Source organism: Aliagarivorans taiwanensis DSM 22990 (assembly GCF_000429505.1).
GTDB lineage: Bacteria > Pseudomonadota > Gammaproteobacteria > Enterobacterales > Celerinatantimonadaceae > Aliagarivorans > Aliagarivorans taiwanensis.
The window spans coordinates 313,028-329,024 of record NZ_AUBZ01000001.1 but is presented as its reverse complement, the minus strand read 5'-3'; the positions used below and the strand labels follow the sequence as shown (position 1 = coordinate 329,024).

Sequence of the window (15,997 nt, the reverse complement as noted above, 5' to 3'; positions counted from 1 at the left end):
TTCGGCGTGCATATGCGGGTTGCCCAAGAAGCGGTTCATACGCTTGATGCTGTGTTTTACTTTGGTGTTGTTACCGATGTGCCTGCCCAGCGAGGTGAGCGTCAGCGTGTCGCTGCTTTGCAGCGCCTTGACAGCGGTTATAAGGGTATCGAGGCGCTTTTTGTGCAGCTCAGGGCAGTTCTGATAAAGCGCTTGATATACAATTCGCAACTCGTGCATCCCGTGAAGTCCTTGTATCTGCTGGTTTGGTTGCACATACCATTAGATCACTTCGCGGGTTGCACTCCAAGCGCAACACTCTGATTTATCGGCTAATTATGTGGGGATTCGTCAGAGCCAAACCACCAAGTGGGGAAGACCAACACCAGTGACTCGGCTGCTAACAGTTGCGAAATATCATCTTCGACATTGCTGCTGTCGTATGCATCGCCGTAGTAGCTTTGCCGCTCTTGAGCGGTTAGCGCGGGTTGAAACCCTCTGCGGTAGAGGTCGATAACCTTAATGGTGTAACCCTTATCTTTAAGGTGTTCGATGGTCTGTGTGCTCAGGTAGTGGCATAAGCTATCTTCGAGCGGATGGGCAACTACAACCAAACAGTTCATGAAGTTCTTCCTTGTGTGACAACGAGCCTTTATTAGAAGCTCTCACCGTATAGAGCTGACCAATATAGTAAGCAGAGAAAAATCAGAATGAAGCATGCAGGCAGAAGTAAGGCTCCCCACTTTTGATTTCTTGTCAGCTTTTGAGTCGTTATGTAAACCCAAAAGCCTGATGGTAACAAGGCGAAAGATAAGGGAAGTGCAATAGCGGAAACAAAGTAGCCCACAGTTTAAGCAATGTTATCTAACTTGAGAAACGCGTTACCAAATGGTTCTTACACTTGTGAAGTGTTTTCTCGCTCTTTGTTTTGAATGAGTGACGCAACTTTGGTCTTAGTTTTCGCGTCTTTAAAATATCTGTTAAAAGAGAAAGACTCATCTTTGTTTTGAGTCTCGATGACGAGCTCGGAAACATAGGATATGGCTAAAGGTACCAGCTTGATTGCCTCTTCGAAATTCAATCTGTCAATATTTCTCTCATCACAAATCTGACCTATTGCGAATAGAGTATGGTAGGCGCCATCTATGAGGAATAGATGGTCTAGCTCGAACTTCTCTTGCTTTCTAATAGATGACTGAAGTTTTTTCTTGATGCCCTCTATAACGTTAAGTATTTTTATTGAGCATAACAAATCGTCGGCGGTAAGTTCATCTGTGAATACTTGTTCATACAAGTCTGAGAATATTCTCCCTCGATCTTTTTTAGCTACTTCTGGCAGTTCTAGTCCATATGCCAAATGGGCTTGTCCCGCTGTCAACGCATCTATTCTGTAGGTTTTCGGTTTGTCTGAATGTTGATTTAGTTTACGTTCGTAGAACAGTCCCATTCCCTCAAAAGCTTCTTCAAGCTTCTTTTGAATATCATCGTTAGAACGCAAGTCACGACTCTTGATCGGTGTCTGGCTATTTGTCGATTCGGCGATGGCGAGGCTCACTGGCTGAGACTTTGTTTCAATTATACGTATAAGTATTAGTACGTCATCTAACTTTTCAGGTGCTATTTGGTTTGCTTCAAACAAAGCGTTAGATGTCTGTCCACCATTAACAATTTGGATGTTTTTTAACTCAACCATTGGTGCTCTTTTACCTTTAGGGTAAGAGAATGAATCACAGGTTATCGTGATCCCATTATTTAGGTACCAGAACAGTGGGTTGTCTTCAGATAGTGCAGTTTGAATTATTTTTCTGTTTATCTTGTTTGTTCTGCTTAAGTAAACTCTAACGTTGTCATTAAATATCTCTTTGTGCACGAGCTCTGGGTTTTCAGGATCGGTAATAACTCTAACAATTTCAGTAGCTTCCACTGTGCAGATGAGTCCACGAATACTGCCATCAGTTCGATCGAAATAGTCTTTGTCTACTACCTGTATCTGGTTGTTAATAACTGCAGACTTTTTATCAACAAACATTTCCACGATTGAATCTAAGCTGTGGTGATGAATGTTAAAGTATTTGAACTTGCCTAGAGATGAATCAGCTCTATCTTTCTCGTCATCTTGCATTGGTAACGTATTGCCGCAAAAGTGGACCTCAATAGATGGCTTAGGCTTATTGAGAGCAACCCACATCTCCTTTACTTTATTCCACAGTAATGGGTTGCAAGTTTTTTCCAGAGATTTATTCTCATCTAAAAGATCGTCAAAGAATGAAACTAGTTTGTCTATTTCCCCACTAGGAAAATTCTTTTTAGTATTCTCAAAATTATCGACGTACTTAAATTGAAACACATGAATTGAGTTGCGGCCATCTCTATCATCGACAAAAACGGCATCGACCCCTCGATCTTTTGAGCCATCTGTAATTGAATCTTCGGCCTCTTCGTCTGAAACACTCAACAATGAAGAAACCATCAAAACTGGAAAAGCTTTTTGCTCAGTATCTATGCCATTATCTGGGTCAAGGTATGCTTTAACTTTATGATCCAACGTGTTCCAATCTAGTAAATTTGCCATCCAAAGCCCTCTTTAAACAGAGTAGTTCTCAAGTATTCAACAATTGATGGATAGGTTATCACTTGGGTTAATCCATATTCAACAAAGGCTTATCTAGACAATTGAAAACTGTGAATGCGAAAGAAGGTATGGTCTCAGGTAAAAGGGATAGCTTCCCCGGCAAAAGCCTAAACCGGATGCGCCAACCACTGGCAATCGGTCAAGCTCATCTCAGTAAACGTCGCAGTAAACGATGAATCGGTGGGGCTGCAGGCATATACGCCAAAGCTCACTTTACTCTCAGCAGGCATTGGTGGGTTGCACTTACCCATCTCCGCGCTGGTTTCACCGAGTTTATGCAGGTGGAAGATACGCATCTGTTTAAACTCGATGCCATCGAAGGACGACTCAATCAGAAAGTCGGGGCCGCGGCGGCTTAGCCGGTACCAAATCGCTTGGGGTAGGGGAATATCGGCGGTGGCCCAGTCGGAGTAGCCCAGGTTTGTGACCACGCTGCCAAGGCGGGAGAACTGGGCGTTCTCGTACTCGATGGAGGCCTTAAACCAGTTCTCGTTATCGAGGTAGATAATCAGCCCACACTGATCGAATTGGGCTTGGTAGTCAAAGCTGACTTTGGCGGTAAAGGTGAAGTTATCGCTGGAGCGGATCTGCAGGGCTGGGGCATTGTCGTTGCGAAAGCCGTAGTAGGAGCGTTGCCAAAAATCGGTACCCGGCTCGGTGGTAATCGAGACGGCATCAGTGCTCACGTCAAACTGCTTGGGTGGGTTAATCCAACTGCCGCTACGAAAATCGACCATCTGCTTATCCTTGTTTCTTAGTAGTCATTACTTGGTGAAGCCAAAGAAAAACGCTCACCGAAAGCGCCAATATATCATCAGATATCGGGCTCTTAAGGGTGAGCGCTCACGCTTTATTAGGCTTTTTCAAGCTAGCGTTTAGAAACGCTCTGGACCTGCCGGTTTGTTCCCCAAGATCTCATCCACCTGCTGCCAAATCTCATCGCCGATCTGGCCTTTCAGGGTGAGCGCCTGCAGGTTGTCGTCTAGCTGCTCCAGCTTAGATACACCCAAAATCACACTGCTAACATGCGGTGTACGCAGGCACCAGTTAAGCGCTAAGTGGTGCAGCGGCATGCCCAGGCTTGCGGCCAGTTGGTTAAGTTGGGCAATCTGCTCAAGCTTGTTGTTCTCACCCATCAGCATATCGCGCAGCCATTCGTAGCCGGGCAGGCTCAGTCGGCTGTCCTCTGGAATGCCCTTCAGGTACTTACCGGTGAGTAGGCCGCTGGCCAGTGGTGAGAAGATGGTGGTGCCGAGGCCAGTCAGCGAGTACAGCGGTAGGTATTCGGCCTCCACTTTATCGCGGATTAGCATGTTGTACTGCGGCTGTTCCATCACTGGCGCGTGCAGGTTTTCGGCCTTGGCCACGGCCCACGCTTCGGTGATCTGCTGAGCGCTCCACTCAGAGGTGCCCCAGTACATCACCTTGCCTTGGCTGACCAAGTCGTGCATGGCGCGCACGGTTTCGTAGATCGGGGTGTCGATATCTGGGCGGTGGCAGTAGTACAGGTCGAGGTAGTCGACGCGCAGGCGCTTAAGGGCGGCGTGGCAGGCATCGAATACGTGCTTGCGGCTTAGGCCGCGCTGGGTGGGCTTGTCGCCGCCCCAGAACACCTTGCTCGATACCACGTAGCTGTCGCGGCTCCAGCCCAGCTCATCGATGGCCTGACCCATCAAGCGCTCGCTCTCACCGGCTTCGTAGCCCTCGGCATTATCGAAGAAGTTGATGCCCGCATCGTAGGCTTTGGTCATGATCTGCTTGGCGGCGCCCAAGTCGACCTGCTTGCCAAAGGTTACCCACGAACCCAGGCCCACTTCACTGACCTGAAGACCACTGTTTCCTAAGCGACGATATTCCATGTTTCACCTGTTAAGTATCAGAATTTACAGCAAAGTATACGCCGCTGCGGTGTGGGAAAAAGCCATTAAAAGTGAAAACACTGTTTGGTATAACAAACAAAAAAATTCGATTGTGTAGAATTGATGCGGGTATAGCAGGAAGGTATCGATGAGCAAACACCACAAAAAACTGGAACGGATGCTGCTGTTCTATGAAGTTGCCCAGCAGCTGAGTTTTTCCAAAGCCGCCGAGCAACTGGGCATCTCGCGCAGCTATTTGTCGCAGCAGATCCGCAGCCTGGAGCGCGACCTCAGCAGCCAGTTGCTGGTCAGAACCACCCGCAAGGTGCGGCTAACCACCGAGGGGCAAAAGGTACTGCTACAGGCGCAGGCCATGCACAGCGGCTTGGTAGAGCTGGAGCGCGAGCTGCAACACAGCGACCAAGATGTCGCTGGGGTGTTGCGTATCACCGCGCCCACGGTGTTTGCCCAAACCATATTGGTTAATGCCTGTCAGCAGTTTAAGCAGCGCTATCCGGAGGTGAGCTTCGAGATAGAGGTGGGTCATCAACTGGAAAACTTAAACCAGCGCAACTTCGACTTGGCGATTCGGGTTACCGAGCATCCGCCGCAGAACATGATTGCCCGCAAACTGATGCCCTATAGCCACTGGGTGGTGGCATCTCCCGAGTATCTGGCTGCCAACCCAGTTCCGCAGCGTCCGAGCGACCTAACAGAGCTGGAGTGCTTGGCCTTTCCCGAGTGGCGCGACTGGCAGTTCCAACGCTACGGCCAAACCGAGGTTATCGAGGCCCAAGGTTGGCTCTCGGTGGCCGATAACAACATCTTGCGCGCCGTCGCACTCAGCGGGCAAGGGGTGATCCGCATCCCCGAGCATCTGCTGTGGGACGATGTAAAAGAAGGCCGCTTGCAGCGGCTACTTAGCGACTATCAAATCGAGCCACGGCAGGTGTGGATGGTCTATCCACCTAAGATTGGTCATTCAACGCGCTTGCAGCTATTTGTGGAGTTTTTACAAGGGTATGTATCAACCCATGAGTCGGTTCGTTAGCCTTCTCGTATTCACAAGCTTGGCCGAGCATGGTCTTCCTGCTAGTTTGCCCAACCAACGAAAACAAGATTCTTTTGCCCCAATTTGCTCAGTTAAACTGGGGCTTCATTCCCTGCCATAACTGATCTCTAACTCATTGATATTAAATATGATCAATTAAAGTGCAGCAAATACTTTAATTGCATCAAAAATGAGCATTGTAGAGAAATGGCTGCTTGGTGCTGTGATGAAATAAATCTTATAAAACAACAAGATAACTTGATTGTATGCGTATGGGCATGCACTTTGTATACAATCTTGGGAGGAAAAACCTAACAAGGAAGAAACATGAAGAAGTTGCTTATTCTGGCGGGACTATTAGGCACCTGCTTGGTCAATGCCCATGCTGAAAATCGCGTTACCTGGACTGATAAAGCAGATATTCCCACACTAGATCCCTATGCTTTTGCATCTACTCAGGCGCTAGCGTTTCAAAACCATATCTATGAGGGATTGGTGGAATGGGACGAGAACTACAAGATAGCCCCTGCATTGGCCACCTCATGGCAGCAGGTGGATGAGCAAACCATCCAGTTTACCTTGCGCGAAGGGGTGCGTTTTCACAACGGCAATGCCTTTGATGCCGATGATGTGGTGGCTTCGATTGAGCGGGTAATCCATAAAGATTCAGGTATTCGCGGGAATGCGTCTTCTGTTACTGGCGCTACCAAGATCTCTGATTATGAAGTTGCCCTTACAACCGTCCCTTACTCGCCAATGGTACTAAATGAGCTAACCGGCATCTTGATGATGGATCTTGAATGGATGGTGGAAAATGGCGCACTGGCACCGAGCAGCATGAGCAACGGCACCGAGAGCTATGCCACCAACAACACCAATGGTACCGGGCCATTCAAGTTGGTATCGCGTCGCCGCGATGCTGGCATGACACTGGTGGTGAATGACGATTGGTGGAATAGCGCAGATAAGCAGCACAATATCGATCGGATTGATTTTAAGCCCATCGTTTCGGATGCCACCCGCTTGGCTGGATTAATCTCTGGTGAGTTTTCTCTTACCACTGATGTGCCATTGCAGGACATTCCTCGCTTGGAGCGTCAAAACAACATTGAGGTGATGATTCAGCCGTCGATGCGGGTCGATTTTATCACGCTAAATATGAGCGACTCGCTCATTGCTAGCAATACCTTTAATGAGAATCCACTTCAAGATGTACGCGTCAGACAGGCATTAATGCATGCTATCAACCGAGACCTGATCGTTGAGAAGATCATGCGGAAAATGACATCAGTTTCTAATGCGTATATCTCGCCATTGATCGCCGGTTATAACGCCGCCAACGATATTGCGCTCGACTATAACCCTGAAAAGGCCAAACAACTACTGGCTGAAGCGGGTTACCCAGATGGCTTCAACCTGGCTTTCGACTGCGTGCAAGGTGCTTATTTAAACGCTGAGCAATGGTGCGCTGCAGTTCAGAGCTTCTGGGCACGGGTGGGGGTAAATGCTGACTTGAACATGCATACTCGCAGCACCTACTCAGTGATCCGCGATCAAGGCAAAACAGATATCGGCGTATTGGGCTGGGCGAACCTGCCTTTGGTTGATGCTTACAGTATTACCCAGCAGCTTATTCACTCTAAAGATGGTGCGATTTTTGGTGCCTTTAACATCCCCAACTATAAAAATGCCATCGTCGATGAGTATATCGAGCAAGGCGTCCGGGAGTTGGATGAAGCCAAGCGGATTGGCCTGATGGAAAGCGCGTTGCAGTTAACCCAGCAAGATCTTCCCTACATCCCAATGCATTACGAGCCAGTTGTTTGGGTTGCAAGTGCCAACCTAGATGTCCCCCAGACCTCAGATAGTGTTGTTCGTTTATGGCGAGCAGCTGTCAAATAACACGCTAGAGGCGGTTAGGGTATGTTTGTATTTTTACTGAAAAGAGCAGCTCAAGCCATCGGCATCGTACTGGTGGTGGCATTCCTCTCCTTCGTGATGTTTCAGTTTGTCGGAGACCCCATCGAGGGGATGATCTCTGAAAACGCAACCCAGCAAGAACGGGATGAGCTAAGAGAGTCATTGGGTCTAAACGATGGGGTCATTGTTCAATACACCCGATTTGTTAAGAACATGGCTCAGGGCAACTTTGGGATCTCCTACTACAACAAATCTGATGTGTTATCGCTCATCATAGAGCGATTGCCTGCCACCCTGGAGTTGGTGTTTGTTGCGGTGGTGATATCGCTGGTGGTGGGCATTTTACTTGGAGTGTGGTCTGCCTATTCGCGCAATGGACTGATGAAAAACACGGTGCAGATCCTATCGTTGGTTGGGGTTTCCTTACCGAGTTTTGTTGCGGGGATCTTACTGATAGTGGTGTTCTCGGTATGGCTTAAGTGGCTCCCCTCCCATGGACGTGGTGAGATAGTCGAGTTCGGCTATTGGTCGTCTGGGCTGCTTACGCTATCCGGGCTGAAAGCGGTGCTGTTGCCCGCAATCTCTCTGTCTTTGTTCATGATAACCATGATCATGCGGCTGCTAAAAAGTGAAATACAAGAAACCATGCGTGCAGACTATATTCGGTTTGCCAAGGCGCGCGGCATATCTGAAAGAAGCATCAAGTACAAACATGTACTAAAGAACTCTATTCTACCTGTTGTGACAATCATTGGCCTGCAAGTTGGCGGTTTGATCGCCTTTGCGGTGGTCACGGAGACCATCTTCCAGTGGCCTGGGATGGGGTTGCTGTTTATCCAAGCGGTTAACTACGTAGATATCCCGGTGATATCGGCCTATCTGGTTATTGTCGCCATCATGTTTGTTGTCATTAACACCTTTGTCGATCTGATTTATCTGCTGGTAGACCCGCGGATAAAAGTCAGCTGAGGAGAAACTTATGAACGATTTGATAGCAACTCAAGAGCCTTCATTAAAGCGGCGCTGGGGCGCAAAAATGACGGACATTGTCTCCTCTGTGTGGGATAGCGATATTGTATACAGCCTACGCAATTCGAAGGTCACCATTGTTTCTTTCATTGTTATGGCGGTCATCCTTATCTTAGGTTTAGGCGCTGATTTGTTTGCGCCAACCAACCCCTTTGACCCCACTTCGTTTAGCTTGTTTGACTCGGAAATCCCGCCAGTTTGGACCGACAGCGGTGATAGCCGGTTCATTTTGGGTACCGATATCCAAGGGCGAGATGTTTACTCGCTGCTACTTTATGGCGTAAGAATTTCCTTGATGGTTGGCTTTGTCAGTGTGCTGCTGTCTCTGGTGTTGGGTGTGGTACTTGGGCTTATCAGTGGCTACTTTGGCGGTAAAGTTGATGCGCTCATTATGCGCATCGCCGATGCCATGTTGAGTTTTCCCACCATCATGTTTGCGTTGTTGGTTAGTGGTGTGGCGCGCGGTATTTTCCCTAAGGAAATGCACGGTGATATCTCGGTATATGTGATTATTTTCTCCATCACTGCAACAGGCTGGATGCAGTATGCTCGGACCGTTCGGGGAGCGGCATTGCTTGAGAGCGGTAAAGAGTATGTGCAAGCTGCGCGGGTTATGGGCAGTAGTTCGGCACGCATCATGTTCAAACACATCCTACCCAATACCATTAGTCCGGTTTTAGTGATTGGCACCTTACATATTGCTTTGGCGGTGCTAACCGAGGCCACGCTTTCGTTTCTGGGGGTTGGAATGCCGCCCAATCAGCCTTCGTTAGGCACCCTGATTAACGAGGGCAATCAGTATTTGTTCTCCGGCCAATGGTGGGTGGTGCTGTTTCCTGCGATGGTTCTGGTGGTGCTTGCGCTGTGTGTGAACCTGGTGGGTGATTGGATCCGCGATGTGTTAAACCCCAAATTGAGATAACAACATGGACGATAAACAAGTCATTTTATCGGTGAAGGGGCTGTGCTTAGAGTTCTCTCATCGTAAGGGCGCAATTAAGGCGCTGCGGGATATCAGCTTTGATATGTGTCAGGGTGAAATCCTTGGCGTTGTCGGCGAGTCGGGGGCGGGCAAGTCGCTCACGGGTTCGGCAATTATGGGGCTTTTGGATGACAGTGCTGCCATTACCGCTGGCGAGATTGTGTATCAAGGCCAACGCATCGACAACCTCGATGATGCCTCCCGACAGGCTTTGCGAGGCAAAGAGATCTCGGCCATTTTTCAAGACCCACTTACCAGCTTAAATCCTGTATTAACCATCGAAGAGCAGCTAACCGAGACTATTCTCACTCACTTACCTTTGAGTCAGTCTGAGGCGCTGGAAAAAGCTATTGCGCTGCTTGAAGAGGTCGGAATTGCGCAGGCAGCTGAACGTATTAAGCAATATCCCCATCAGTTCTCGGGCGGAATGAGACAGCGTATCGTGATTGCACTCGCGCTATGCGTGGATCCGTTCATTGTGATCGCCGATGAGCCTACAACGGCGCTGGATGTCTCGGTGCAGTCGCAAGTATTACAATTGCTAAAGAGGCTTTGTAAGCAACACGGCACCACCGTCATGCTGGTCACCCATGATATGGGAGTGATTGCAGAGGTGTGCGATCGAGTAGCGGTTATGTATGCCGGAGAGGTCGTGGAAATCGGCAAGGTGCACGATATCGTTAAACATCCTCAGCACCCCTATACCGTTGGATTGATGGACTCTATTCCTCGCATTGGTGTGAGGAAAAAGCGCTTATCGCAGATCAGTGGTTCCATGCCTCGGCTTACTGAGTTGCCCTGTGGCTGTAAGTTCCATCCCCGTTGTCAGTTCAAGCAGTTTGGCTGCGACACCACAACGCCTTGTTTAAAGCAAACCACAACTACCGCAGTTGCCTGCTTGCGCGACATAAGTATAGAGGAGCATATCTGATGGTTGAGAGTGTTGTCAGTGTTGAAAATCTTCAGATCAAGTTTGATGTCTCAGTGCCGCTCCTTTCTCGCTTGCTAAAGCGCAAGCCGAAAACCTATGTGCACGCGGTTAGAGGGGTAGATTTCAGTATCAAAAAGGGAGAGACATTCAGCTTAGTGGGAGAGTCAGGTTGCGGCAAATCTACGGTGGCTAAGCTTCTATCTGGTTTGCACAAGCCCTCTGATGGTTCGGTGGTGTTTAAAGGGCATGATTTGGTCTCACTTAGCCGCTCTAAACTTAAGGAGGTACGACGCGGCTTTCAGATGATCTTCCAAGATCCCTATGCCAGTTTAAACCCCCGTTGGAAGGTTGCCGATATTATCGGTGAGCCCATCGACCTGTTTGGTCTTGCCGACAGCAAGCAACACAAGCAAGCGATGGTTATTGAGCTGCTGCATCAGGTTGGTTTATCGGGGGAGGACCGTTTGAAGTATCCCCATGAGTTTTCTGGTGGCCAGCGGCAGCGCATTTCGATAGCTCGCGCACTGGCCAGCAAGCCTGAGTTTTTGATCTGTGATGAGCCCACCTCGGCACTAGATGTGTCGGTTCAAGCACAGGTGCTCAACATCATGAGCGAGCTTCAAGAGAAGTTGGGGCTTACTTACTTGTTTATCAGCCATGATATGTCGGTCGTGTCTCATTTCTCTGACCGGGTTGGCATCATGTATCTGGGAAGGCTAGTCGAAGTGGGAGAGGTGGCAGATATCTTTAATTCGCCCAAACATCCATATACCAAGATGCTGATGGAAGCCATTCCATCGATGGATGAGATCAACAAGGAGCGGACACCGGTCAGTGGCGAAGTGCCAAGTCCTCTAAACCCACCAAGCGGCTGTGCATTCCACCCCCGTTGCCCGAATGCAACCCATGCTTGCGCGAGTGAATCTCCAGTTCTGCGAGATTTAGGTGAGCGTTCTGTTGCCTGCCTCAACGTTTAGTTACATCGAGCTACCCGAGCAAGCTTCTTGAGGTTGTTTGGGTATAACTGCTTCGGGATTTCAAACGGTGAATAATCTCGAAGCACTTCCAAGTTAATTTGCGGTGAAGGGAGGGATTCCCTTCACTATCAATCAGGTAGTGATAATGAATAACGTGCTTTTTAAAGGGATTAAACTGCTGGAGGGTGAGCTGCCACGGGATGTGTTGGTAAAAGATGGAGTAATTGCACAGATTGCCCCGCAAATTCCCATCGATAATGCCACCGCACAGGTAGATGGCAGTGGCAAAGTGATGCTCCCTCGTTTTGTTGATGCCCACGCGCATTTAGATAAAACCCTATGGGGAATGGAGTGGTACCACAACGATGTGCCCAGCGATCTGCCAAGTATCATCGAAAATGAACGCCAGTATCGCGCTGAAAACGGCTTCGATAGCTATCGCCAATCTTCACAAATGATTGAGCAATACCTGTTAAATGGCACCGGTGCGGTGCGCAGCCATGTGGATGTGGATACCGAGATTGGTCTGGCGCACATCGAGGGGGTAATGGAAGCAGCTCGCACCTACAAGGACATGATAAACATTGAAACGGTCTGCTTTCCCCAAAGCGGGTTGCTGCAGCGAGCTGGCACCTTTGAGTTGATGGATCGCGCGATGCAGTTGGGTTGCGACTATGTTGGTGGAATCGACCCTTCCTCGTTCGATCGTGACCCAGTGCGCCACCTCGATCAGGTCTTTGGCTTAGCTGAGAAGCATGGCCGCGGCGTAGATTTGCACCTGCATGAGCCCGGGACGCTAGGCGCCTTTTCCGTGGAGTTGGTGATTGAGCGCACGCGCGCGTTGTCCATGCAGGGGAAGGTCACCATAAGCCATGGCTTTTGCTTAGGGGAGGTTGAAGCAGCTTATCAGCATCAGCTTGCTAAGCAACTGGGCGAGCAACAGATCCATATCGCTACAACCGCCCCAGCAAATCGCAGCGTGCCTCCTTTTGAATTACTCCGTTCTCATGGAGTGCATGTCGCCGCTGGTAACGATGGGATCCGTGATACGTGGAGCCCTTATGGTAGTGGCGATATGTTACAGCGCGCCATGTTCCTCGGCCTCAAGTATCGCTGGCGCAAAGATAAGCAGCTAGAGCACGCACTGTATGCCATTACCCAAGCCGGTTCTGTATTGCTGGGGTTAGAGGACTACGGGCTTGAGCAAGGTAAGTCGGCTGATTTTGTGATTGTCGATGCGCACAATTTTGTTGAAGCCATCGTGGCACAGCCGAAGCAACGGGAGGTTTACCGCAAAGGCGAGCGTATCGTGACCGGTGGTCGCTTGGAGGTGGCGCAATGATCACCAAGCTCTGCGGGAAGTGGGTTGTTGGCCACCAAGATGGCGCACACTGTCTGTTTGAAGACGGTGAAGTGGTATTTGAAGACGGTAAGGTAATCTTCGTTGGTTACGACTACGATGGTCACGTCGATAAAGTAGAGGAGCTGGGCAACGTTCTCATTGGCCCCGGATTTATCGACTTAGACGCCATTGTTGATTTGGACTCAACGGTACTGGGTTTTGATAACCATCCCGGCTGGAAGAAGGGGAGAGTGCCGTCGGCGCAGTGGGCTCGCCGAGAGACCTATAGCCCTGCGCAGCTCGCATTTAATAAACGTTATGCATTCAATATGTTGCTGTTAAATGGCATTACTACAGCGATGCCGATCACGTCGATTCTTTATCGTGAATGGGCAGAAACCTACGACGAGTTTATAGTCGCCGCCGATATTGCTGAAGAAACCGGGATCCGCGCATACCTTGGGCCTGCTTACATGTCGGGACATGCGGTTGTTAATCCAGACAAAAGCATCTCTATGAGGTTTGATGAAGCCAAAGGGATGGCGGGATTAAGCGATGCGATACGTTATGTCGAGCGGGTGCGCAGTGACTACTCTTCTCGAATCGATGGTTTCTTAGCACCGGATCGTATCGAAGGTTGCACGCCTGAGTTGCTCAAACGTACCGCCGAGGCTCAGCAACGCTTGGCATGCCCGGTCAGGTTGCATAGCTGTCAGGGGGAGCTAGAGGTTGAGATGATTACCAAGCTGCACGGTGGTATTAGCTCTATCGAATACATCCATAGAGCCGGGTTGATAAGCGATGGCTTGATCCTCCCGCACCTGCAGTTTTTGGGGGGCGCAGCGCCCACGGAGGCGAGCATAAAGCAAGATTTATCGCTGATTAGTCAAGGCGGAGCCAGCGCCCTGATTTGCCCCATTGTAGCTGGCCGACATGGCAAGTATTTTGATGGTGTATCGACGTTTAAGGAGTGGGGTATCAACCTCTCGCTGGGCACCGATACCTACCCGGTAGATATGATTCAAAATATGCATATCGGCTGCATTTTGAGCCGGGTTAGCAAAGGCGATATCGCGGAGGCGTCGGCGCTGGATTATTACAATATGGCGACACTGGGTGGCGCTCGCGCACTTGGCCGGGACGACCTAGGGCGCTTATGTGCCGGTGCTGCGGCAGATATCATAGTGTTTGATTTTGACAGCGTTTATACCGGGCAAAACTTCGACCCCATCACCGCTATGGTGATTAACGGTAATGGGCGCGATATCAAAGGGGTGATCGTTGATGGTGTAAAACGGGTTTGGGATGGGCAGCTGGTGAGTGGTGTTTCAATGCAAGAGTTACACCGCCAAGCACAGGCGCAGTTCAGCGAGTTTAAGGCCAGTTACCCTGAGCGGTGTTACGGTTCGCCAACCCTTGAAGACGTATTTCCTTTATCTTTGAACAAAGTAAGTAAGCAGTTGCCCTAGCCTCGAAGAGCCGGAGCGAGCACAAGCAGCTTTGGCTCCGTCCGGCTCATACACTCCTGTGTCTCGATTCTTCTATATGTTGATTCTTTTATTTGTGTTAGCTTTCGCATCCAGTGAAACATTCTTCAGGTAGCGGTAACAGCATTAGGCTGCCATCTAGAACAAACTCGCCTAAAGCCCAAATCTGTAACTGACCTGTCAGAGCTCAAAAGGAATAACGCGATGACGCAAATTACCCCTTTCACCATAGCGCTGGCGACCTTACTGGTGGCTGGGCAGAGCCTAGCTTGTGAGATCACAGAGCAAGATCCTCAGATGTGCGAAAACAACCCGAGCTACTGCCTACTTGCCGAGCAGCGAGACCAGGCCAAGTGTGCCTTGAAGGAGGTACGTGAGATCATCGAGGTGGGATTCGAGCATCAAGCTGTTTACCTCAGCGAAGAGGCGGCTATCGAGGCCCAGGCGACGCTGGCAAAGGCGGATCTGGACTGGCTGGCTTTTCGAGACAGCCATTGCCGCTCGGTATATCAGTCTGTCGGGGGACGAGGTGCACACAATGCGCAGATGGAGTGTGAGATTGCCCTGACCGAGCAACGTGCGGAGATACTCCAGTCCACCTGGAAGGTAAGCCACACCCAAATCCCCTGCCAAGTCGAAGAGTTGGCGCCGATACGACGACGCTTTCTGGAACAATACCAAGCGGGCGACTATCGAGCTGCACAGGCCATTCTCGAGGAGCCTTATGAACGTTGTGAGAGTCTGCCCTATGGGTTTAATCGGGAAGGCGAGAGCGAGAAGCTCAACGCCTACTACTGGTACATCAGTGATCTTATGTTGGCTCGCCGCCGCACTGGTGATCTGAAGGGTTGTATTGAGCTGGGAGATCAGATCTACCATCAATGGAGCTACTCCGCCTCAAGGCATTTCAGCGATCGTCTGGATAGCGCACTGAAAGCCAACCACAAGGCCTGTGAAAGTGCACTCGAAACCCAGTTGGCCGAGCAGTTTCCGTACAGCGTCCAGGCTTGTCCGATTGAGGGCTACGGAGGGTATTGGGCTTTACCCGAGCAATGGCGCAGTTTGGATGGGCTCTACCACGACTTGCTTTGTGTGCGCTTCCAAAGTGCGCTTAAACACGAGATCGATTTAGATGGGCCTCAACGCGAACCTTTGGGTCAGCCCTATAGCCCCTATTTTGATGCCCTCTACATCCGCCATATCGACCGCGATGGCCAGCGCCGTTATGAGACAACTCAGTTACATTGGGACTGGCATGGCTACTGCTTCGATCTGGCGCCGGAAGATCTGCGCTTTGGTACCGAGCCGGGTAGCCTGCGCATGAAGGTCAATGCCGGCGGATGCCGCTTCTCTCGCAGCGGCTATATGGGAGATGTTGAAGGTCAAATCAAGTTTCCCCGAGGCGTTGATATTGAAGAACAAGGCGCTCGGGCTTGGCGCTGATAGACGTAGAAAGAAGAGAAAGATGAACAATGCAGAGTTGTTTTTCCATGGCGACCCTCTGGCTATAGGTTTGCGCTGCCACTAATTGCTATTAAATCAACACTTTTCTCTCTTCGAGTCGCCAAAGCGTTGCGTTTTTTGGTTCGAGTGTCTCAGTGAGTCGCTTCGAGAGGCTCGGTGCCGCCTTTTTGAGCAAATACAGCGAACAGCGCTGCTGAACATGATGTAATGAATAAGAATTGACTGATATCAATACGGTTGATAATGATTCGCATTTAAATGCGGTGCTTATTCAGGTAGGCTAGCTGCCTGATTACCCATCCAACCACCTCCTAACTGATGAAAGAGCTGAAGGTAAAGCTGAA

Annotated in this window: 13 protein-coding genes and 1 pseudogene; 9 read left to right on the top strand and 5 right to left on the bottom strand. The window is 49.8% G+C overall.

The window, feature by feature from the left end; genetic code table 11:
* The 5 genes and pseudogenes from G462_RS0101525 to G462_RS0101505 all read right to left on the bottom strand — a co-directional run.
* Positions 1 to 219, bottom strand: a pseudogene (locus G462_RS0101525) (IS4 family transposase); the annotation flags it as partial.
* 92 nt (positions 220 to 311) lie between these two features.
* The gene (locus G462_RS21430; protein WP_051326448.1) at positions 312 to 602 is read right to left on the bottom strand and encodes an NAD(P)H-dependent oxidoreductase; all 291 of its coding nucleotides are present in this window, start codon (positions 600 to 602) and stop codon (positions 312 to 314) included.
* Between the two features lie 272 nt (positions 603 to 874).
* Positions 875 to 2,551 (bottom strand): AIPR family protein, encoded by a 1,677-nt coding sequence (locus G462_RS0101515; RefSeq protein ID WP_026957411.1) that lies wholly within the window; start codon positions 2,549 to 2,551, stop codon positions 875 to 877.
* 167 nt (positions 2,552 to 2,718) lie between these two features.
* The gene (locus G462_RS0101510) at positions 2,719 to 3,348 is read right to left on the bottom strand and encodes a DUF1349 domain-containing protein (RefSeq protein WP_026957410.1); all 630 of its coding nucleotides are present in this window, start codon (positions 3,346 to 3,348) and stop codon (positions 2,719 to 2,721) included.
* A 138-nt stretch (positions 3,349 to 3,486) separates the two neighbouring features.
* On the bottom strand, positions 3,487 to 4,470 hold the full coding sequence (locus tag G462_RS0101505) for a potassium channel beta subunit family protein (protein WP_026957409.1): 984 nt from the start codon (positions 4,468 to 4,470) through the stop codon (positions 3,487 to 3,489).
* A 148-nt stretch (positions 4,471 to 4,618) separates the two neighbouring features.
* Between G462_RS0101505 and G462_RS0101500 the strand changes: the two genes are divergently transcribed.
* The 9 genes from G462_RS0101500 (at position 4,619) to G462_RS0101460 (ending at position 15,632) form a co-directional block, all read left to right on the top strand.
* Positions 4,619 to 5,521, top strand: coding sequence for a LysR family transcriptional regulator (locus tag G462_RS0101500; RefSeq protein ID WP_026957408.1), 903 nt, complete (start codon positions 4,619 to 4,621; stop codon positions 5,519 to 5,521).
* Positions 5,522 to 5,848: 327 nt separating this feature from the next.
* Positions 5,849 to 7,423, top strand: a complete 1,575-nt coding sequence (locus G462_RS0101495) for an ABC transporter substrate-binding protein (protein WP_026957407.1) — start codon at positions 5,849 to 5,851, stop codon at positions 7,421 to 7,423.
* Positions 7,424 to 7,444: 21 nt separating this feature from the next.
* Positions 7,445 to 8,410 carry an ABC transporter permease gene (locus G462_RS0101490; RefSeq protein ID WP_026957406.1) on the top strand — a complete coding sequence of 322 codons (966 nt, stop codon included), beginning with the start codon at positions 7,445 to 7,447 and terminating at the stop codon, positions 8,408 to 8,410.
* Between the two features lie 10 nt (positions 8,411 to 8,420).
* Entirely contained in the window at positions 8,421 to 9,392 is a 972-nt protein-coding gene (locus G462_RS0101485) for an ABC transporter permease (protein WP_245579509.1), read from the top strand.
* A gap of 4 nt (positions 9,393 to 9,396) precedes the next feature.
* Entirely contained in the window at positions 9,397 to 10,383 is a 987-nt protein-coding gene (locus G462_RS0101480) for an ABC transporter ATP-binding protein (protein WP_026957404.1), read from the top strand.
* Complete coding sequence (locus G462_RS21425; protein ID WP_035476271.1) at positions 10,383 to 11,360, top strand: ABC transporter ATP-binding protein; 978 nt, start codon at positions 10,383 to 10,385, stop codon at positions 11,358 to 11,360. The genes G462_RS0101480 and G462_RS21425 overlap by 1 nt, the downstream gene beginning before the upstream one ends.
* Positions 11,361 to 11,505: 145 nt before the next feature.
* The gene (locus G462_RS0101470) at positions 11,506 to 12,702 is read left to right on the top strand and encodes an amidohydrolase family protein (RefSeq protein WP_026957403.1); all 1,197 of its coding nucleotides are present in this window, start codon (positions 11,506 to 11,508) and stop codon (positions 12,700 to 12,702) included.
* On the top strand, positions 12,699 to 14,171 hold the full coding sequence (locus G462_RS0101465) for a chlorohydrolase family protein (protein ID WP_026957402.1): 1,473 nt from the start codon (positions 12,699 to 12,701) through the stop codon (positions 14,169 to 14,171). Before G462_RS0101470 ends, G462_RS0101465 begins: the two co-directional genes overlap by 4 nt.
* Before the next feature lie 222 nt (positions 14,172 to 14,393).
* On the top strand, positions 14,394 to 15,632 hold the full coding sequence (locus G462_RS0101460; protein ID WP_026957401.1) for a lysozyme inhibitor LprI family protein: 1,239 nt from the start codon (positions 14,394 to 14,396) through the stop codon (positions 15,630 to 15,632).
* The last annotated feature ends 365 nt before the right edge of the window (positions 15,633 to 15,997 follow it).

Bases quoted from the DNA above. Each gene is read 5' to 3' on its own strand.
- G462_RS21430 (WP_051326448.1), bottom strand. From the start codon at position 602: ATGAACTGTTTGGTTGTAGTTGCCCATCCGCTCGAAGATAGCTTATGC.
- G462_RS0101515 (WP_026957411.1), bottom strand. From the start codon at position 2,551: ATGGCAAATTTACTAGATTGGAACACGTTGGATCATAAAGTTAAAGCA.
- G462_RS0101510 (WP_026957410.1), bottom strand. From the start codon at position 3,348: ATGGTCGATTTTCGTAGCGGCAGTTGGATTAACCCACCCAAGCAGTTT.
- G462_RS0101505 (WP_026957409.1), bottom strand. From the start codon at position 4,470: ATGGAATATCGTCGCTTAGGAAACAGTGGTCTTCAGGTCAGTGAAGTG.
- G462_RS0101500 (WP_026957408.1), top strand. From the start codon at position 4,619: ATGAGCAAACACCACAAAAAACTGGAACGGATGCTGCTGTTCTATGAA.
- G462_RS0101495 (WP_026957407.1), top strand. From the start codon at position 5,849: ATGAAGAAGTTGCTTATTCTGGCGGGACTATTAGGCACCTGCTTGGTC.
- G462_RS0101490 (WP_026957406.1), top strand. From the start codon at position 7,445: ATGTTTGTATTTTTACTGAAAAGAGCAGCTCAAGCCATCGGCATCGTA.
- G462_RS0101485 (WP_245579509.1), top strand. From the start codon at position 8,421: ATGAACGATTTGATAGCAACTCAAGAGCCTTCATTAAAGCGGCGCTGG.
- G462_RS0101480 (WP_026957404.1), top strand. From the start codon at position 9,397: ATGGACGATAAACAAGTCATTTTATCGGTGAAGGGGCTGTGCTTAGAG.
- G462_RS21425 (WP_035476271.1), top strand. From the start codon at position 10,383: ATGGTTGAGAGTGTTGTCAGTGTTGAAAATCTTCAGATCAAGTTTGAT.
- G462_RS0101470 (WP_026957403.1), top strand. From the start codon at position 11,506: ATGAATAACGTGCTTTTTAAAGGGATTAAACTGCTGGAGGGTGAGCTG.
- G462_RS0101465 (WP_026957402.1), top strand. From the start codon at position 12,699: ATGATCACCAAGCTCTGCGGGAAGTGGGTTGTTGGCCACCAAGATGGC.
- G462_RS0101460 (WP_026957401.1), top strand. From the start codon at position 14,394: ATGACGCAAATTACCCCTTTCACCATAGCGCTGGCGACCTTACTGGTG.